The 17,619-nt window shown below is 65.0% G+C and carries 18 protein-coding genes; 12 read left to right on the top strand and 6 right to left on the bottom strand.

Annotation, left to right across the window (positions count from 1 at the left end; genetic code table 11):
- Window positions 1-205 precede the first annotated feature (205 nt).
- From gmk to NFG57_RS20485, 6 genes are all read left to right on the top strand, one after another.
- On the top strand, window positions 206-823 hold the full coding sequence (gmk, locus tag NFG57_RS20460) for a guanylate kinase (protein ID WP_348815090.1): 618 nt from the start codon (window positions 206-208) through the stop codon (window positions 821-823).
- A gap of 243 nt (window positions 824-1,066) precedes the next feature.
- Window positions 1,067-1,324 carry a DNA-directed RNA polymerase subunit omega gene (rpoZ, locus tag NFG57_RS20465; protein ID WP_045991658.1) on the top strand — a complete coding sequence of 86 codons (258 nt, stop codon included), beginning with the start codon at window positions 1,067-1,069 and terminating at the stop codon, window positions 1,322-1,324.
- A 63-nt stretch (window positions 1,325-1,387) separates the two neighbouring features.
- Window positions 1,388-3,520, top strand: a complete 2,133-nt coding sequence (locus tag NFG57_RS20470; RefSeq protein ID WP_045991657.1) for a RelA/SpoT family protein — start codon at window positions 1,388-1,390, stop codon at window positions 3,518-3,520.
- A gap of 84 nt (window positions 3,521-3,604) precedes the next feature.
- On the top strand, window positions 3,605-3,994 hold the full coding sequence (locus NFG57_RS20475) for a RidA family protein (protein ID WP_108131980.1): 390 nt from the start codon (window positions 3,605-3,607) through the stop codon (window positions 3,992-3,994).
- 72 nt (window positions 3,995-4,066) lie between these two features.
- Window positions 4,067-4,576, top strand: a complete 510-nt coding sequence (gene thpR, locus NFG57_RS20480; protein ID WP_348815091.1) for an RNA 2',3'-cyclic phosphodiesterase — start codon at window positions 4,067-4,069, stop codon at window positions 4,574-4,576.
- A 383-nt stretch (window positions 4,577-4,959) separates the two neighbouring features.
- Window positions 4,960-5,454: an acyloxyacyl hydrolase gene (locus tag NFG57_RS20485; protein WP_052704262.1), complete on the top strand. Its 495-nt coding sequence runs from the start codon at window positions 4,960-4,962 to the stop codon at window positions 5,452-5,454.
- A 382-nt stretch (window positions 5,455-5,836) separates the two neighbouring features.
- Here NFG57_RS20485 and NFG57_RS20490 read toward each other — a convergent pair whose 3' ends face one another.
- Complete coding sequence (locus NFG57_RS20490; protein ID WP_108131978.1) at window positions 5,837-6,715, bottom strand: SDR family oxidoreductase; 879 nt, start codon at window positions 6,713-6,715, stop codon at window positions 5,837-5,839.
- A 116-nt stretch (window positions 6,716-6,831) separates the two neighbouring features.
- Here NFG57_RS20490 and NFG57_RS20495 point away from each other — a divergent pair, with 116 nt between their 5' ends.
- Window positions 6,832-7,749: a hydrogen peroxide-inducible genes activator gene (locus NFG57_RS20495; protein WP_108132191.1), complete on the top strand. Its 918-nt coding sequence runs from the start codon at window positions 6,832-6,834 to the stop codon at window positions 7,747-7,749.
- Complete coding sequence (recG, locus tag NFG57_RS20500; protein WP_045991654.1) at window positions 7,746-9,827, top strand: ATP-dependent DNA helicase RecG; 2,082 nt, start codon at window positions 7,746-7,748, stop codon at window positions 9,825-9,827. Before NFG57_RS20495 ends, recG begins: the two co-directional genes overlap by 4 nt.
- A gap of 45 nt (window positions 9,828-9,872) precedes the next feature.
- Here the strand turns inward: recG and NFG57_RS20505 are convergent, their stop codons facing one another.
- From NFG57_RS20505 to NFG57_RS20515, 3 genes are all read right to left on the bottom strand, one after another.
- On the bottom strand, window positions 9,873-10,229 hold the full coding sequence (locus NFG57_RS20505) for a hypothetical protein (RefSeq protein ID WP_045991653.1): 357 nt from the start codon (window positions 10,227-10,229) through the stop codon (window positions 9,873-9,875).
- A 91-nt stretch (window positions 10,230-10,320) separates the two neighbouring features.
- Entirely contained in the window at window positions 10,321-10,596 is a 276-nt protein-coding gene (locus NFG57_RS20510; RefSeq protein WP_045991652.1) for an HU family DNA-binding protein, read from the bottom strand.
- A 343-nt stretch (window positions 10,597-10,939) separates the two neighbouring features.
- On the bottom strand, window positions 10,940-12,100 hold the full coding sequence (locus tag NFG57_RS20515; RefSeq protein WP_348815092.1) for an FAD-dependent oxidoreductase: 1,161 nt from the start codon (window positions 12,098-12,100) through the stop codon (window positions 10,940-10,942).
- A gap of 160 nt (window positions 12,101-12,260) precedes the next feature.
- Here NFG57_RS20515 and NFG57_RS20520 point away from each other — a divergent pair, with 160 nt between their 5' ends.
- The 4 genes from NFG57_RS20520 to phoR all read left to right on the top strand — a co-directional run bounded on the left by NFG57_RS20520 (window position 12,261) and on the right by phoR (window position 16,249).
- Entirely contained in the window at window positions 12,261-12,899 is a 639-nt protein-coding gene (locus NFG57_RS20520; protein ID WP_348815093.1) for a chorismate lyase, read from the top strand.
- Window positions 12,900-13,162: 263 nt separating this feature from the next.
- Window positions 13,163-14,056 (top strand): 4-hydroxybenzoate octaprenyltransferase, encoded by an 894-nt coding sequence (gene ubiA, locus NFG57_RS20525; protein WP_348815094.1) that lies wholly within the window; start codon window positions 13,163-13,165, stop codon window positions 14,054-14,056.
- 114 nt (window positions 14,057-14,170) lie between these two features.
- Complete coding sequence (phoB, locus tag NFG57_RS20530) at window positions 14,171-14,860, top strand: phosphate regulon transcriptional regulator PhoB (RefSeq protein WP_045991649.1); 690 nt, start codon at window positions 14,171-14,173, stop codon at window positions 14,858-14,860.
- A 60-nt stretch (window positions 14,861-14,920) separates the two neighbouring features.
- Window positions 14,921-16,249: a phosphate regulon sensor histidine kinase PhoR gene (phoR, locus tag NFG57_RS20535; protein ID WP_348815095.1), complete on the top strand. Its 1,329-nt coding sequence runs from the start codon at window positions 14,921-14,923 to the stop codon at window positions 16,247-16,249.
- A 174-nt stretch (window positions 16,250-16,423) separates the two neighbouring features.
- Here the strand turns inward: phoR and NFG57_RS20540 are convergent, their stop codons facing one another.
- Both NFG57_RS20540 and cysZ read right to left on the bottom strand, forming a co-directional pair.
- Window positions 16,424-16,759, bottom strand: coding sequence for a YnfA family protein (locus NFG57_RS20540; RefSeq protein WP_197037082.1), 336 nt, complete (start codon window positions 16,757-16,759; stop codon window positions 16,424-16,426).
- 91 nt (window positions 16,760-16,850) lie between these two features.
- Window positions 16,851-17,579, bottom strand: coding sequence for a sulfate transporter CysZ (gene cysZ / locus NFG57_RS20545; protein ID WP_108449564.1), 729 nt, complete (start codon window positions 17,577-17,579; stop codon window positions 16,851-16,853).
- Between the last annotated feature and the right edge of the window lie 40 nt (window positions 17,580-17,619).

Genomic DNA, 17,619 nt, shown 5'->3' on the forward strand with positions numbered 1-17,619 from the left:
CTCTCCACGGCGCTTTTTCACGGGAGTTCAGGGGGAATTCACGGAGAGTCCAGGGGGAGCGATGGCCCCACCGAGCGACGTCGCGGGTCAGCCTGGGCGGATGCAGGCCCAGGCCCAACTGTGCCATACTTCGCCACCTTGTCGCCCGCGAAGTCGCCCGCGAACGGCGCTCGATCCCCAAGGCCTCCAAGTGAAGACCCCGCCCATGTCCCAAGGTACGCTGTTTATCGTTTCTGCCCCTTCCGGCGCCGGCAAGACCAGCCTGGTGCGTGAATTGATCGAGGGTCTCGACGGCATTCAGGTCTCGGTCTCCCACACTACCCGCCCCATGCGCCCGGGCGAGGTCGACGGCGTGAACTACCACTTCGTCGACATGGCCACCTTCGAGGCGATGATCGAGCAGGGTGACTTCTTCGAGCACGCTCGGGTCTTCGACAACTGCTACGGCACCTCGCGCAGCGCCGTGGAGACACTGCTGGCCGCCGGTCAGGACGTGATTCTGGAGATCGACTGGCAAGGCGCCCACCAGGTTCGCGAGCAGATGCCAGAGGCTGTCTCGGTGTTCATCCTGCCGCCTTCACGGGAAGAGCTTGAACGCCGCCTGTCGAGCCGCGGCACCGACGACCATCAGGTGGTCAGCGCGCGCATGCGTGAGGCGGTCAGCGAAATGTCCCACTACAGCGAATACGACTTCCTGGTCATCAACGACGACTTCACCACCGCACTGGACGAGCTGCGCGCCCTAGTAGTGAGCCAGCGCCTGGCCACACCGCGCCTTGGACAGCGCCATGCCCCGCTGCTCGAGGCGCTTCTGTCCGACTAGAACACGCTATCAAAGGCAAGTCGCCGAGGAGCGCGGGCAACCCACGCCTCCCACGGCTCGCTTTTCGGCGCTGCAACCAGACCCCGGCGTCTTGTCACAGGCGGCGTGACTCGAGTAATCTAGCCTGTCACTTCGCAGGTGCAACCCCCGGGCGCAATCGTCGACGGGGGCACAGTCCGTCTCGCCGACCGCGAAAGGCCAGCACCTGCCCGACACACCGTCTGTCAGATCAGGAAGGGCCCAATGGCGCGAGTTACTGTCGAAGATTGTCTGGAACACGTCGAGAACCGTTTCAAGCTGGTGATGATTTCCACCCAGCGCTCCCGGCAGCTGGCCCGTGGCTCACGCGACGCGCTGCTTCCCTGGGAAAACGACAAGCCCACGGTCATGGCTCTGCGCGAGATCGCCGAGGGCCTGATCGACCACAGCGTGCTGGACGAGCCGGTCGAGGCGCCCAGCCGCTTCCGTCCCGAGTACCAGGCCTCGCCCTCCGAGGAATGATCGTGCCGAAGGCGGCCGCGGGTCGCCCTTCGGACCTCTCATCACGCAGTCAGGGCACGCCACATGTTCACGATCGACGATCTGTCTGACCGACTCGGAGGCTATCTGCCCGCCGAGGAAATCCAGCAGGTCAGGCGTGCCTTCTATTATGCCGAACAGGCCCACGACGGCCAGCGTCGTCGCTCCGGCGAACCCTATGTGACCCACCCGCTGGCGGTGGCCAACATCCTCGCCAACATGCACATGGACCATCAGAGCCTGATGGCGGCCATGCTGCACGACGTCATCGAGGATACCGGGGTCTCCAAGGATGCCCTCGCCGGGCAGTTCGGCGAAGCCGTGGCCGAACTGGTCGACGGCGTCTCGAAGCTCACCCAGATCACCTTCGAGGACAAGGCCGTCGCCCAGGCGGAAAACTTCCAGAAGATGGTCATGGCGATGTCCCGGGATATCCGGGTAATCATCGTCAAGCTGGCCGACCGGCTGCACAACATGCGTACCCTGGGCGCGCTGCGCCCGGACAAGAAGCGCCGCATCGCTCGGGAGACGCTCGAGATCTATGCCCGGGTGGCCAGCCGCCTCGGCATCAATACCATCAGGGTCGAGCTGGAGGACCTGTCGTTCCAGGCCATCCACCCGATGCGCGCCGAACGCATCAAGCGCGCCGTGGCCAGCGCCAGAGGCAACCGTCGCTCGGCCATCCGTCAGGTGCAGAACGCGCTGCAGACCCGGCTCGACGAGCACGAGCTCAAGGGCACGGTGATCGGGCGCCAGAAGCACCTGCTGTCGATCTATCGCAAGATGCGCGACCAGCGTAAGTCCTTCGCCGAAATCATGGACGTGTTCGGCTTTCGCATCATCGCCGACGACGTCGACAGCTGCTATCGCATCCTCGGCATGGTGCACAATCTCTACAAGCCGGTCCCGGGGCGCTTCAAGGACTACATCGCCATCCCCAAGGCCAACGGCTACCAGAGCCTGCATACCACCCTGTTCGGCAACAGCGGCATGCCCATCGAGGTCCAGATCCGTACCCGGGAAATGGAGGCGATGGCCAACAACGGTATCGCCGCCCACTGGCTGTACAAGGCCGGGCAGACTTCCCACCCGATCGCCGAAGGCAGCCGCGCCAGGGCCCGGGAATGGGTCAAGGGGCTGCTCGAGATGCAGCGCCATGCCGGCGATTCGCTGGAGTTCATCGAACACGTCAAGAACGACCTGTTCCCCGATGATATCTACGTGTTCACGCCGAAAGGCGACATCATGGAGCTGCCGCAGGGCGCCACCGTGATCGACTTCGCCTACGCCGTGCACACCGAGATCGGCAACACCTGCATCGCCTGTCGCATCGACCGCCATCTGGCCCCGCTGTCATCGCGCCTGGAGAGCGGCCAGACGCTGGAGATCATCACCTCTCCGGGGGGCAAGCCGAACCTCGCCTGGCTCAATTTCGTCGTTACCGCCAAGGCGCGTTCGGCCATCCGCCATGCGCTCAAGCATCAGCAGCATACCGAAGCGGTACAGCTGGGACGCCGCCTGCTGACCAAGGCGCTGGGCGAGTTCGGCGTGCATCTGGAGGACGTCGGCGAAGACGTCATGGCACGGCTGCTCAAGGAGATGGAGCTGCAGAGCGAATCCGCCCTGCTCGAAGCCATTGGCCTTGGCAATCGCATGACCCAGGTGATCGCCCGTCGTCTGGTGGAACTGCACCGTGGCGAGCGAATCTCCCATAGCGAGGCCGCCGAGGACAGCTCCAGGGTCACCATCAGTGGCGTCGAAGGCATGGTGATCAAGTTTGCCCGCTGCTGCCACCCGCTGCCGGGAGACCCGATCATCGGCCATCTGTCGGTGGGCAAGGGCATCGTGGTGCACCGCTCCGAGTGCCGCAACCTCCAGGAATTGAAGAGCGATCCGGAGAAGCTGCTGACGCTCAACTGGTCGGACACCATCGACGAGGACTTCCCCGTGGCGCTGCGCCTCGAGGTCGAAAGTCGTCGCGGCCTGGTGGCCGAGCTGGCCGGCCTGATCACCGACGCCGACGCCAATATCGAGCGCATCGGCATCGAGGAGCGTGACGCCCGCCTCTCGATCGTCAATCTGACACTTTCTGTGCGTAATCGGACCCATCTGGCACGCATCATCAAACGACTGCGTAACCTTTCGCATATCGGCAAGATCTCTCGACTTGGCAATTGAGCCCCGACGCCAGGGCCGTCATCCCGATGACGGCCCTGGTGGTGGTGTTGCTATTTGCCGCTGACACGACATCAGGAGTCAACAATGAGCAACAAGGCTGTCATCAACACCGACCAGGCGCCCGCCGCCATCGGCCCCTACGCCCAGGCCATCAAGGCCGGCAACACCGTCTACATGTCTGGCCAGATTCCGCTGGACCCGGCCACCATGGAGCTGGTTTCCGACGACTTCGAGGCCCAGGCGCGCCAGGTCTTCACCAACCTCAAGGCGGTGTGTGAAGAGGCCGCAGGCTCGCTGCAGGACATCGTCAAGCTCAACCTCTACCTGGTCGACCTGGACAACTTCGCCACCGTCAACAAGGTGATGGAAGAGGTCTTCACCAAGCCGTACCCGGCGCGTGCCGCGGTCGGCGTCAAGGCCCTGCCCAAGGGCGCCCAGTTCGAAGCCGAGGCGGTGATGGTCATCGGCGACTGATGGACGGAGCCTGAGGTCAGGGTCCGAGGCGTCTGGATTTCCGGCCTCGCTCCCTGCCTGGGCAACCCGGGGATGCGACTGTTTCTTGCGCTCACGCCGCCGACTGCGCTGCGCCAACATCTCGGCGGGCTGGCCGACCGGCTGCACGCCGAACTGGGCGGGCGCCGCATCCCCGACGACAACCTTCATCTGACGCTGGCCTTCCTCGGTGAGCAGAGCGACACCTCCGCCTTGAAGCTGCGTCGCTGGGTCCAGCGCTACCCCTGTGCGCCCGGTCGGCTGACCCTCGACCACGTAGGCTACTTCCACCGGCCCGGCATCGTCTGGATCGGTCCTTCCTCTCCCCCCGACTCCCTTCTCAAGCTGCAGAGCGACCTGTCGCGACAGCTCACCCGATGGGGCCTGCCCCACCAACCGCAGCAATTTCGTCCCCATGTATCGTTACTGCGTAGCGCGATGACTCAATCAGCACAACCTTTATCAGAAGATTGTTTCTGCTGGCCTTATACTTCAATTCAACTAATACAGTCATCAATTAGTCATGAAGGCAGCCGATATACCACGCTCGCAACCAGTCGATAACTCGGTATGGGTAGCTCTGCCATCTGACCGATAGTGGCACCCTTGAGCGTAGGCTCCGGCCAGGCACAGGAACACCACCTTTCGTACACCCGGAGGGTCTGCCTGTTGACCGATCTACCTGGGGTTGGCCTATCGACAAGAGCTTTTCCGCTGTGCAGAAACCTCACGGCTATGCAGAAGAATGTGACCTGAATCACGAACGATGGTGGGACCCGGGACTAGCGTATTACAGCACAGCAACGTCAACGATATCCGGGCAAGACGCGACAGTGGCACGAGTGCGAATGCCAGTGTCGAAAGCCATTTGCAAAAGACAACAACGAACAGCGCTCGGGCCAGCGGGATCCACGACCCGAGGACACAACAAGGATAGGGGAATCGCCATGACTACCTCACTCGCCCGCCCGCTGGCCTGCTGCCTGCTCATGGGACTCGCCTCTACCGCCACGGCAGGCCCCACCCTCGGCCTCGGCTCCACCAGCGAGGGCACCGGGGCACTGGATCTGGGCTACGACTGGACCTTCGACCTGAGTCGCTATCACCCCTCACTGGACCTGCGCCTGGGCACCGGGGTGATCCTGTTCGAAGGCGACGACCGTAGCGCCAACCAGGCCTTCTACCTGCGTCCTGCGCTGCGCTACAGCTGGGACCACGTCTTCGTGGAAGGCGGCATCGGTGCCTCGGCCTTTATCGATACCCATATCGAGGATCGTGATCTGGGGAGCTCCTTCCAGTTCGAGGATCGTCTCGCCCTGGGTCTTCGGATGGGCCCCTACGGGGATCTGTCGATCAGTGCCACCCACTACTCCAACGCCAGTATCAAGGAGCCCAACGATGGCTTCGAGCTGTATGCGCTCAACTGGCGCCTTGCCTACTGAAGCCTTGCGGGACGTGACCGACAAGGGTCAGACCCTGGCGATGCATTCGGCGCACTCGAGACACCAAAGCGAATACGCTTTTATCGGACAAGACGTGCGCTGCACTATCTTGTCATGCCATTTTTAGCGGTGACTCCCCGTTCGTCTTGCACAAGACGGGGCAAGCGATCGCCCCCGCGTTGCCACTACCGCAAAAACAGTCCGCAAGAAAAAGTCTGCAAGAAAAGCCCGCAAGAAAAAGTCGATAAGAAAAAGCCCGCAACCTCGTTGCGGGCTTTTTCTGCTATCTGGCCGGCAGTTTTCCGTTGCCGGCCTTGCGCTGTCGGACCTTGCGCTGTCGGTCCTTTTGAAACCCTCGTCGATCCGGTGCTCGACGCCGGCCTTACTCCACCACGCCGGCCTTGAGAAAACCGCCTTCTTTCAGCACCTGGGTATAGCCGTCACGGAAGGTCGGGTAACGGAAGCGATACCCGCTGTCGATCAGCAGGCTGGAGTCGCAGCGCTTGCTGGCCCTGCGACGCAGCGGTGACTGGATGGTTTCGGTACATTCCACCTTGAGCTGTTTCGCCAGCCAGGTCATTACCTCGTTGAGCGGGGCCGGCTCTGTGTCACTGGCCAGGTACAGGGGCTCGAGGGTGGCTCCCTCCAGCGCCTTGCCGATCAGATGGGCCAGCACCCCGGCGCAGTCATCGCGGTGGATACGGTTGGAGTACATGGTCGGCGACGCCGGCGCGATGCGGCCCTCGCCCACCTGGCGGATCAGGCGATCACGACCCGGTCCATAGATGCCGGAGAAACGCACCACGCTGCCGGGCAGATCATGTTCGATCAACGCCTGCTCGGCCTCTCGCATCAGGACACCGGAGAAACCGGTGGGTTCTGCCGGGCTGGTCTCGTCCACCACCTCGCCGTCGCGCTGGGCGTAGACGCTGGTGGAGGACACGAAGAACACGTGGCGAGGCGCCTTGTCACGGGTGGCCATGGTCGCCAGTACCGCCTTCAGGCCCTCGGGGTAGGCGGCGCGATAGGCTTCCTCCTCGAAGCGGTCGGCGCTGACCACGTAGACCAGGATGTCGGCATCGGGCAGTTCAGCCAGCGTTTCGGGGTCGGCAAGATCGACCTTTACGCCTTCGATACCCGAATCCGCCAGGCGCTCGGGCCGGCGACGCGCGCCGATCACCCGGTGTCCACTGGCGAGCAGCTCGCGTCCCAGCGTTATGCCAATGTCGCCACAACCAACAATCAGTGTCGTTGTCTTCACCTTTACCGCGTCCCCCTGATATAAAATCCCTATGAGGCTCCGGCCCGGAGACCCGCGCGTCCAGCGTCTGGCGCCTCGATCAATACCCCGGATAGAGGATGCCGATCGGCACCATCATGACTCTAACAGAACTCCGCTATATCGTAACCTTGGCTCAGGAGCGCCACTTTGGCCGCGCCGCCGAGCGCTGTTTCGTCTCCCAGCCGACCCTCTCGGTGGCGGTGAAGAAGCTGGAAGAGGAGCTGGAGGTTGCCCTGTTCGAGCGCTCCAAGTCCACGGTACAGGTCACACCCCTCGGCGAAAAGATCGTCGAACAGGCCCAGCGCGTACTGGAGCAAAGCAGCGCCATCAAGGAACTGGCCACCGCCGGCCGGGACCAGTTGGCAAGCCCCTTGCGTATCGGTGCGATCTATACCATCGGGCCCTATCTGTTCCCGCACCTGATCCCGGAGCTGACCCGCGGCGCGCCCCAGATGCCGCTGTACATCGAGGAAGGCTTTACCGGCGGGCTGCGCCGCAAGCTCAGAAATGGCGAGCTCGACGCCATCATCGTGGCGCTGCCGTTCACCGAGACCGACGTCGTCACCAAGCCGCTCTACAAGGAAGACTTCGAGGTGCTGCTGCCGGCGGAGCATCCCTGGGCCGAGCGCGAGACCATCGCCAAGGAAGACCTCCTCGATGAACGCCTGCTGTTGCTGGGCGAAGGCCACTGCTTCCGCGACCAGATCCTCGAGGCCTGCCCGGCGATCAGCCACAAGCTCAACAGCCCCAACAATACCCTCACCGCCGAAGGCGGATCGCTCGAGACCATCCGCCATATGGTGGCCTCGGGACTCGGCATCACGGTGCTGCCACGCTCGGCCATCGGCACCAGCCACTACGAGAGCGGCATGCTGATCAGCCGCCCCTTCACAGACCCCCCCGGACGTACCGTGGCGATCGCCTGGCGCGCCAGCTTTCCCCGGCCCAAGGCCATCGATGCGGTGACCGAAGCCATCGCGCGCTGCCGCGCCGCCGAATCGGAGACTCCGTGAGCGGGCTGGCGGACCCGGTCACGACGCTCAAGGGGGTCGGCGAGGCGCTGGCCCTGAAGCTGGCCCGGCTCAAGGTGGAGCGAATCGAGGACCTGCTGTTTCACCTGCCGTTGCGCTACCAGGACCGCACCCGGATCACCCCTATCGCCACCCTGCGAGGGGGACACGAGGCGGTGGTCGAGGGTGAGGTATCCGCCGCCGACGTGGTCCGCGGTCGCCGCCGCAGCCTGCTGGTACGACTACGTGACGGCAGCGGCATCCTCAGCCTGCGCTTCTTCCACTTCTCGCCGGCGCAGCAGCAGCAGTTTCGCCCCGGCGTGCGGGTGCGCGCCTTTGGCGAGGCCCGCGCCGGCGCGACCGGTCTGGAGATCTACCACCCGGAATATCGTCTGATCGGTGGCAGTGAACCGCCGGTGGAAGACCACCTGACACCGATCTACCCCACCACCGAGGGGCTTGCCCAGGCACGTCTGCGGGCGCTGATCGACCAGGCCATGACGCTGCTCGAAGAGACCCCCGAGGCGCTGCCGGACTACCTGCCGGAAAACCTGCGTCAGCGCTTCGGCCTGGCCTCGCTGCACGATAGCCTCGCCACCCTGCACCATCCGCCCCCCGACAGCGACGTCGAGGCGCTAAGCGACGGGCATCACCCGGCCACCCGGCGATTGGCCATGGAAGAGCTGCTGGCCCACCAGTTGAGCCTGCGCGAGGTGCGCCTGCGCATTCAGTCGGACGGCGCGCCGGAGCTGCCCAGCGGTCGCAGCCTGAAGACTCGCTTTCTGGCCCAGCTGCCGTTTTCGTTGACCGGCGCCCAGCGCCGGGTGCTCGACGAGATCGGGGCAGACCTGGCCAGACCCGCCCCGATGCTGCGGCTGGTCCAGGGCGACGTCGGCTCGGGCAAGACCGTGGTGGCGGCGATGGCCGCGCTGACGGCCATCGCCGGCGGCTGCCAGGCCGCCATCATGGCCCCCACCGAACTGCTGGCCGAGCAGCACTACCGCGCCTTCCGCGACTGGTTTGCGCCGCTGGACATCGACGTGGCCTGGCTGTCGGGCAAGCTCAAGGGCAAGGCGCGCCTGGACACCAAGGCCGCCATCGCCGACGGTCGAGCGCGCATGATCGTCGGCACCCACGCCATCTTCCAGGATGATGTGGTGTTCTCTCGTCTGGGCCTGGCGATCATCGACGAACAGCACCGTTTTGGCGTGCATCAGCGTCTGGCGCTACGCGAGAAGGGCGAACAGGGCGGGCTGACGCCCCACCAGCTGGTGATGACCGCCACCCCGATTCCTCGCACCCTGGCGATGAGCGCCTACGCCGACCTGGACGTCTCGGTGATCGATGAGCTGCCGCCCGGGCGTACCCCGGTGACCACCGCTGTGGTGCCGGACGAACGCCGGCCCGAGGTGATTCAGCGCATCCGCTCGGCCTGCGACGAGGGCCGCCAGGCCTACTGGGTCTGCACCCTGATCGAGGAATCCGAGGCGATGACCTGCCAGGCCGCCGAGGTGACCCACGAGGAGCTGACCGAGGCTCTGCCGGGCCTGGCCGTCGGCCTGGTCCACGGGCGCATGAAGGCGGCCGAGAAGGCCGAGACGATGGCCGCCTTCAAGAGCGGCGAGCTGGACCTGCTGGTTGCCACTACGGTCATCGAGGTCGGTGTCGACGTGCCCAACGCCAGCCTGATGATCATCGAGAACCCCGAACGTCTGGGGCTATCGCAGCTGCATCAGCTGCGTGGCCGGGTGGGGCGCGGCAGTACCGAGAGCTACTGCGTGCTGCTCTACCATCCGCCGCTGTCGGAGTCCTCCAAACAGCGCCTGTCGGTCATGCGCGAGACCACCGACGGCTTCCGCATCGCCGAGCGGGACCTCGAGATTCGTGGCCCCGGAGAGGTGCTGGGCACCCGCCAGACGGGGCTGGCCCAGATGAAGATCGCCGACCTGGAGCGTGATGCCGACCTGTTGCCGCGCATCACTCCACTGGCCGATGCCCTGCTCGAGCAGGCAGCGGAGGCCAGCAGGCCACTGATCAGGCGCTGGCTGGGCGAGGAAGCCGGCCGCTATGGCCAGGTGTGAACCGGGTGTGGGCCAGGCGTGGGCCGGGTATGAATCAGGTGTGCCTCACAGGTGCTTGAGCAGGCGCTGCAGCCGATCAAGATCCTGGGCGTCGCCCACCAGTCGCAGCTGGCCGGCCATCATGGCATCGAGGAAGGTGCGCTGGGAGGGGCGCCGGAGTACCTTGATCGCGGTCTGACTGTCCTGGAAGCGTAGTTCCAGATCGAGATCCACCGGCAGTCCGCGCTGACTCTCGATCCCCGTGGGACGCATGCGATAGTGGCGCGCGATGGACAGATCTTCGGTGGCGATGCCCCAGTCGAGCCCACCCCGGTCTTGCAGACGTTCGCGGAATCGCGCCTTGCGCTTGAAGGCCCGCTTGAGCATGACGCCCAGCAGCCACAGCATCAGTCTCAGGGTCATGTTGCCTCACCGGTCGACGGGTAGGCGCGGCCCGCTACCGGGCCGCGATATCGATCCACCGCCTGGAGGACAGGCGGTGGTAGTCGTCACCTCAGCGGGCGACTGCGTCCTTGAGCCCCTTGCCGGGCTTGAAGGCGACTGTCTTGCTGGCGGGAATCTTCAGCGGCTGGCCCGTCTGAGGGTTCTTGCCGGTGCGGGCGGCACGCTCGCGCACGGTGAAGGTGCCGAAGCCGATCAACGACACGTCCTGGCCGGAAGACACGCTACCGGTGATTTCGTCGAGGATGACGTTCAACACCTGGCTGGCCTTGTCCTTGGATAGATCGGCACGCTCGGCAATCGCCGCGGCGAGTTCTGGCTTGCGCATACAGCCCTCCTGAGTTTGGCTTGATACTCCGGTGCCGTGACACCGGCATCATTGTTATGGAAACACTGTCCGAGTGTCCACACGGGCAGTCCCCGGCCCTGCGCCGTGACAACAGGATCGTTGACCACGACGATGAACATCACGGTGCGCTCAGCGCTTCCTGACTGTCTTTCGACTAGCGAGAGCCACCGCCGACGGGACCTTGCCTCTTCCATCGGTACGAAACCGGCGATACGACACCGGCCAGCCACACGTCGTGGCGGTCGTCCCCGATAGAATTGCCCTGCCTCGGTGGCACCTTCAACGACGGCTGCATCGCGTACAACCCGCGCCGTTGACGAACCTAGCCTAGCAACGGCGGTGCCGCCCGCGCCAGTTCGACTTTCCGACGAACGCATTTTCCCGTCAACGCAAAGCCCTGCAGACGCCCTTCGTCATCCTCGGCCAGGGCGCTGATATCCTCGCCGTCGGCCTCGATTCGCCAATGCACCTTGTCGGTCATCGGCGGCAGCGCCACCACCGGCAGCAGCGGCGTCTTGACCAGCACCGGCCAGGGCCCGTAACGCACCTGGGTGGGACGACCGCACAGGGTCGCGGCCAGCGCCTTGGCCGAAGCCTGCAGCGGCTGCACGTACATGGCATTGACGCCATCCACCGAGGCCACATCACCCAGCGCATGAACACGAGGATCGGAGCTTTTAAGGTAGCGATCGACGACGATAGCATCACCATTTGTCGCGATACCGGCCTCTCGCGCCAGCCGAGAGCGCGGCTTCAGGCCGGTGGCCACCAGCACCATATCCGCCTCCAGCTCATGGCCGTCGTCGAGGTGCACACCGATGTCACCACCGGCACCTTCGAGCCTGCTCACCAGACGGCCATGGATGACGTCGATGCCGGCCTCGATGAAGGCCTGGCTCAGGGTCTGACCCAGTCGCCGGGGCAGCAACCTGGGCAGCAACGAGGGTTCAGGGCCGACCAGGCAGACGCGATGACCACCGGCGTGCAGATCGTTGGCAAATTCACAGCCGACCAGTCCGAGGCCGACGATGGCCACCCGAGCCGGGCGCCCCAGCGCCTCGAGGCCTGCCGAAAAACGCCGATAGTCGTCGAGATCATTGATCGAGAACACCCGTCCGGCCAGAGCATCGGGAATCTCGAAGGGCGCCACGGGGCTGGCACCGGTGGCAATCACCAGATCCGACCAGGGCAGGCGTTCCTGGCCCAGGCTCAGGGTGCGCGACGCCAGATCGATGGCATCGACCCTGGTGTGGGGACGTACCACCGCGCCCAGTTGATCGGCCAGTTCCAGCGCCGAGCGCGCGGCCAGCCGGTCCGCCGCCAGGCCCTTGGCGAAGCCGGTGGACAGCAGCGGTTTGGAATAGTCATCGCCTGAGTCGGCGCTGATCAGGGTGATCGGTCGGTGGGCGTCCAGCGCCCGCACCTGGCGTGCCAGGCCTATGCCCGCCATGCCGGTACCGATGATGGTCAAGGGTCCTTGCATCGCTTCCTTCGACTCTGCCGACGACCGCCGGGCGGTCGCTGTTGAAGCTGGGCCGGCCCGCACGGGGCCACACCAGCGGGTGAGTGCTGGGCCACATGGTACACTATGCGCCGACCGACCGGAGCACCGCCTCCGGTGACGACAGCCCTGCCGAGGCCGCATGACACAGCTTCCTTCCACATTCCGCTCCCTGGGGGAGCGCTCGGGGTCCGGACCGGGTAATCCCGCGCCAGCCACAGCCTCTTCGCCGAATGCCGACGCGGCCGATATCGTCGACCCCGGCTGGGTGTCGCTGGCCTCCGGTGGCATCGCGGTGCCCGCTGACTGGCACGCCTGGCTGGCCTCGCGGGACTCCCTGACAGAACGCCTGATCGAGGCGGCAGGCGCCGGGCACTTTCGCGTACGCCTGCTGGCGGAGGCCAAGGGACTGCCGTGGCCTGACGAGGCCCACGTGCTGGGTCTGGCCAGCGACGAGCAGGCCTGGCTGCGCGAGGTCGCCCTGTGCGTGGACGAGGAGCCCTGGGTGGTGGCGCGCAGCGTGGCGCCGATCGTCGAGCGTCACGACGCTCCCTTCGAAGGCCTCGGCGAGACCTCTCTCGGCAGCTGGCTGTTTCGCCAGCCCGACCTCGAGCGCAGCGCCATTCAGATCGGCCGTAACACCAGGCCGATCCACGGCTATACCGGGCTGTGGCAACGCCGCTCGGTATTTCGTCACAGCGGCTGGGTGCTGCTGGTGCAGGAGAGCTTTATGCCGGCCATGGGCCGGGCGTTGTCGCTGCCGGCCTCTGCCACCGGCTGACTCCCTGTCGTCGCCCGCTTCGGACACCGAGGCGCCAACCATGGCGTGGGCTGACGGTAGCCCGCCGAAGCCCTGTACGGATGATGATGGCCTGCTGGTCTTGTCGTGCCGGTCGAGCCTGGCTGGGCTCGCCTTGCTGGTCATGGCCGTCGGCTCGCGCTAGGCTGCGCCAAGGCTTCTCGGCGATGTTTCTCCGAGAAGCGACTTTTGCCCGGCTTACGCCTCATTTTCGCCTGACCTGCGCCAGAGCATGAGAGAGACCGATGGATCGTTCGCTGCTGCGTCCCCCTGGATACCTGAACCGAATTCCCGACTTTCTGGCGCTGATGCGTCTGGACCGCCCCATCGGTACCTGGCTGTTGATGTGGCCGACCCTGTGGGCGCTTTGGGTGGCCTCCGAGGGTATTCCGGCCCGTGACACCCTGCTGATCTTCGTCGCCGGCGTCTACCTGATGCGGGCGGCGGGCTGCGTGGTCAACGACTACGCCGATCGCCACTTCGATGGCCACGTCAAACGCACCAAGAACCGACCGCTGGCCACCGGCCGCATCAGTGAGCGGGAGGCCAAGGTGCTGTTCGTGTGCCTGCTGGGATCGGCCTTCGCGCTGGTCTGGCTGACCAACGGCTTTACCGTGTGGCTGTCGTTGATCGGAGCGGTGCTGGCCGCCAGCTATCCCTTCATGAAGCGCTACACCCACTTCCCCCAGGTGGTGCTGGGCGCGGCCTTCTCCTGGGCCATACCGATGGCCTTCGGCGCGGTGCTCGGCGAAGTCCCGATGGTCGCCTGGCTGCTGTTTACCGCCAACGTGCTGTGGACGGTGGCCTACGACACCGAATACGCCATGGTCGACCGCGACGACGACCTCAAGATCGGCATCAAGTCCACCGCGGTACTGTTCGGCCGCTGGGACACCCGCATCATTGCGCTGTTGCAGCTGGCTACCCTGGGGCTGCTGGCCTGGGCCGGCAGCCTGCTGGCGCTGGGCGGCTTCTACTGGCTCGGCTGGCTGGCCATGGGCGCGACCTTTGTCCACCAGCAGCGGCTGATCAAGAGCCGTGACCGCGACCGTTGCTTCCAGGCCTTTCTCAACAACCACTGGTCGGGCCTATTGCTGTTCGCCGGACTCGGACTGAGCCTCTATCCCTCCCTCGGGTGAGGGAAATGCCCGTCTCGGTCGCTCGACAATGGATACAATGTCATCTAATTGTCACATTGACGTGGTGTCATTTGTCACCGTCGAGTGTAAGACCCTGACCAAGAGGCTCCCGGGATGACCGCCAAGACCGTACTGATCGTCGATGACGAAGCCCCGATCCGCGAAATGATCGCGGTGGCGCTGGAAATGGCCGACTACCGGGTGCTCGAGGCGGACAATGCTCAGGCCGCCCACGCCATCATCGTCGATGACCAGCCCGACCTGCTGCTGCTGGACTGGATGATGCCGGGCACCAGCGGCATCGAACTGGCCCGCCGGCTCAAGCGCGAGGAAACCACCGCAGAGCTGCCGATCATCCTGCTCACCGCCAAGGGTGAGGAGGACAACAAGATCCAGGGCCTCGAAGCCGGCGCCGACGACTACATCACCAAGCCATTCTCGCCGCGAGAACTGGTGGCCCGACTCAAGGCCGTGCTGCGACGCGCCACTCCGCGGGGCGTCGAAGACCCGGTGGAGGTGGAAGGCCTCAAGCTCGACCCGGTCAGCCATCGCGTCAGCGTCGACGGCAAGTCACTGGACATGGGCCCCACCGAATATCGCCTGCTGCAGTTCTTCATGACCCACCAGGAGCGCGCCTACACCCGTGGCCAGTTGCTCGATCAGGTCTGGGGTGGCAACGTCTACGTGGAAGAACGTACCGTCGACGTGCATATCCGCCGCCTGCGCAAGGCCCTGGGGGAACCCCATCAGCAACTGATCCAGACCGTACGCGGTACCGGTTATCGCTTTTCGGCCAAGGTCTGAGCGAGCCATCGACGCAACGCAGCACCAGGAGGGATGAGGTGAACGGAGCCGAGAACTGACGTGGGTCGTCTGTGGAGACGAGAAGTCTGGCGCCTGGCCGTGCTGGTGGGTCTCGGCGCCTTGCTGGGCTGGCCCTTCTCGCTGTCCAGCGTAGGCATCGGCCTGGGCCTGGCGCTTGGGCTCAGCTATCACCTGCGCAACCTGCACGCGATGCACGACTGGCTGACCCACCGCCCCCAGCAGGAACCTCCCACCGCCAGTGGCCTGTGGGGCGAGCTGTTCGATCGCCTCTATCGCTACCAGAAAGGCCAGCGGATCACCCAGCGCCGCCTGCGCTCGACCCTGCAGCGTATCCAGGAATCGTCCGAGGCAATGCGCGACAGCGTGGTGATGCTCGATCGCCACGGCGACCTGGAGTGGTGGAACAGCTCCGCCGAGCGCATGCTCGGCCTGAAGCCGGCGCTGGACCGCGGCCAGCACATCACCAACCTGCTGCGCGACCCGCGCTTCGTCGGCTACTTCAATGCCCGTGACTACCGCGAACCTCTGAGCCTGCCCTCCCCCATCGACGAGAACATGATCCTGCAGTTCCAGATCACCCTGTACGGTGACGATGAACGCCTGGTCATGGCCCGCGATATCACCCGTCTGCATCGCCTGGAACAGATGCGCCGCGACTTCGTCGCCAACGTCTCCCACGAGCTGCGCACGCCGTTGACCGTGCTGACCGGCTACCTGGAGACCTACAGCGACATGGCCGGCATGCTGCCGGAACGCCTGGGCAAGGGGGTCGCCCAGATGCAGAGCCAGACGCGCCGCATGCAGAATCTGGTCAACGACCTGCTGCTGCTGTCACGACTCGAGAACGACCAGGGCGGCAGCGACCACGTTCGCCTCGACCCCACCACCCTGCTGCAGGCGGTCAAGCGCGACGCCGAGGCATTGTCAGGCGGCCGCCAGCAGATCGAGGTCGTCGTCGAAGAATCGCGCAGTCTCACCGGCAGCGAGAAGGAGATGCACAGCGCGGTCTCCAACCTGGCCTTCAATGCGGTGCGCTACGCCGGTGACGGCGCCCATATCACGCTACGCTGGCGTGCCTACGGCGAAGGCGCCTGCCTCGAGGTGGAAGACGACGGCGAAGGCATCGATCCGAGGCACCTGCCACGCCTTACCGAACGCTTCTACCGGGTCGACAAGGGCCGCAGCACCGCCACCGGTGGTACCGGCCTGGGGCTTGCCATCGTCAAGCATGTGCTGCTGCGCCACGAGGCACGCCTGGATATCGACTCCCGACTCGGCGGGGGCGCAACCTTCCGCTGCATCTTTCCCTCGAGCCGGCTGGCAGCGGCCGACCCGGTGGCGCTCGGCCGCGCCGGCGCTGTGCACTAGGGCTTGTCTGAAAAGTGCCTGCGCTCGGTAATACGGCGTTAAAAATCGGATCAACATGCTCATTTACACCCCGTAAACTGCGCTTTCTCACCGATTTTTGCCTTGTCTAACCTTCGCTCGTCGACTTTTCGGACAGCGCCTAGGCCCCGCCAGGACGAACAGGGCGTGCTCCCATCAGCTCCTGGGCCCCAGCAGGATGACCGCGGCACCCACCAGACACAGCACTCCCCCGATCAGGTCCCAGCGATCCGGCAGGCGCTGCTCGACCCACCACAGCCAGCCCAGCGACGCCACGATGTAGACGCCCCCGTAAGCGGCAAAGGCACGCCCGGCGTAGTCGGCATCGATCTGACTGAGCAGCCAGGCGAAGGCCACCAGACTCGCCACCGCGGGCAGCAGCCACCATGCCGAGGCGTCATCTCGCCACCAGCGCCACACCGCAAAGCAGCCGGCGATCTCGGCCAGCGCCGCCGCGATATAGAGCAAAAGACTTGGCAACAGCGCCGTCATGGCCACTCCCTGCTATCCCCTTTTGACGCCGCACCATTATCGGCAGCACCGACAGTGCTGCTCAACGCCATACGTCCACAGGAAGTGCCTCTCAACGCCGAACCACCGGCAACTGCCGATAGTGCTGATCCCACATCAGCACCGCGCCGGCCACGGCCCCGGGGATCAGAAACAGGTTGGCCAGCGGGATCCAGGTGATCAAGGTCACCAGGCCACCGAAGCTGAGACTCGGCCACCAGCGCGCCGACAGGCGCTTGCGCATATCGGCGAAGCTGACCTTGTTGTTATCCATCGGGTAGTCGAGGTAGGTGATCGCCATGACCCAGGCGCTGAAGGCTGCCCACAACAGCGGCGCGATCAGGTTGACCACCGGAATCCAGCTCAGGATAAACAGCCCGATCATGCGCGGCAGGATATAGGCCAGCTTCAACAGCTCCCTGCCCAGGGCGTCGAGACCGGTCTTGAGCCAGCCACGATCATCGATGGGCTCGCGGCCGGTCAGCTCGACCTCGGCCCGGGCTGCCAGGAAGCCGTAGAAGGGGGCGGCGATCAAGTGGGTAACCAGGGTAAAGCTGAAGAACACGATCAGCACGAGGCTGACCACAAACAACGGCCAGATCAGCCAGTCGAGCCATTCCAGCCAGCTCGGCACCATGGCCATCCAGCTATCGAGCCAGCCACCGAACTCACCGAGCACGTAGCTGAGCATGCCGGCGTAGACCAGCAGGTTGACCAGAATGGGAAGAAACACATAACGACGCAGGCCCTGGCTATAGACCAGGCGGGTTCCGCGGCGGACCGCCTCGAGGGCATTCAGCATGACATCGATCCTTGGCAGTGGCTGAAGATGACAGTGCCCC

The organism is Halomonas sp. H10-59 (assembly GCF_040070555.1).
Lineage (GTDB): Bacteria > Pseudomonadota > Gammaproteobacteria > Pseudomonadales > Halomonadaceae > Halomonas > Halomonas litopenaei.

Excerpts from the sequence above, each read along its gene's own strand:
- NFG57_RS20520 (WP_348815093.1), top strand. The coding sequence starts at position 12,261 with ATGACACAGCTTCCTTCCACATTCCGCTCCCTGGGGGAGCGCTCGGGG.
- NFG57_RS20540 (WP_197037082.1), bottom strand. The coding sequence starts at position 16,759 with ATGACGGCGCTGTTGCCAAGTCTTTTGCTCTATATCGCGGCGGCGCTG.
- NFG57_RS20470 (WP_045991657.1), top strand. The coding sequence starts at position 1,388 with ATGTTCACGATCGACGATCTGTCTGACCGACTCGGAGGCTATCTGCCC.
- gmk (WP_348815090.1), top strand. The coding sequence starts at position 206 with ATGTCCCAAGGTACGCTGTTTATCGTTTCTGCCCCTTCCGGCGCCGGC.
- NFG57_RS20505 (WP_045991653.1), bottom strand. The coding sequence starts at position 10,229 with ATGACCCTGAGACTGATGCTGTGGCTGCTGGGCGTCATGCTCAAGCGG.
- ubiA (WP_348815094.1), top strand. The coding sequence starts at position 13,163 with ATGGATCGTTCGCTGCTGCGTCCCCCTGGATACCTGAACCGAATTCCC.
- NFG57_RS20515 (WP_348815092.1), bottom strand. The coding sequence starts at position 12,100 with ATGCAAGGACCCTTGACCATCATCGGTACCGGCATGGCGGGCATAGGC.
- NFG57_RS20495 (WP_108132191.1), top strand. The coding sequence starts at position 6,832 with ATGACTCTAACAGAACTCCGCTATATCGTAACCTTGGCTCAGGAGCGC.
- thpR (WP_348815091.1), top strand. The coding sequence starts at position 4,067 with ATGCGACTGTTTCTTGCGCTCACGCCGCCGACTGCGCTGCGCCAACAT.
- NFG57_RS20475 (WP_108131980.1), top strand. The coding sequence starts at position 3,605 with ATGAGCAACAAGGCTGTCATCAACACCGACCAGGCGCCCGCCGCCATC.
- rpoZ (WP_045991658.1), top strand. The coding sequence starts at position 1,067 with ATGGCGCGAGTTACTGTCGAAGATTGTCTGGAACACGTCGAGAACCGT.
- NFG57_RS20510 (WP_045991652.1), bottom strand. The coding sequence starts at position 10,596 with ATGCGCAAGCCAGAACTCGCCGCGGCGATTGCCGAGCGTGCCGATCTA.
- cysZ (WP_108449564.1), bottom strand. The coding sequence starts at position 17,579 with ATGCTGAATGCCCTCGAGGCGGTCCGCCGCGGAACCCGCCTGGTCTAT.
- phoB (WP_045991649.1), top strand. The coding sequence starts at position 14,171 with ATGACCGCCAAGACCGTACTGATCGTCGATGACGAAGCCCCGATCCGC.
- NFG57_RS20485 (WP_052704262.1), top strand. The coding sequence starts at position 4,960 with ATGACTACCTCACTCGCCCGCCCGCTGGCCTGCTGCCTGCTCATGGGA.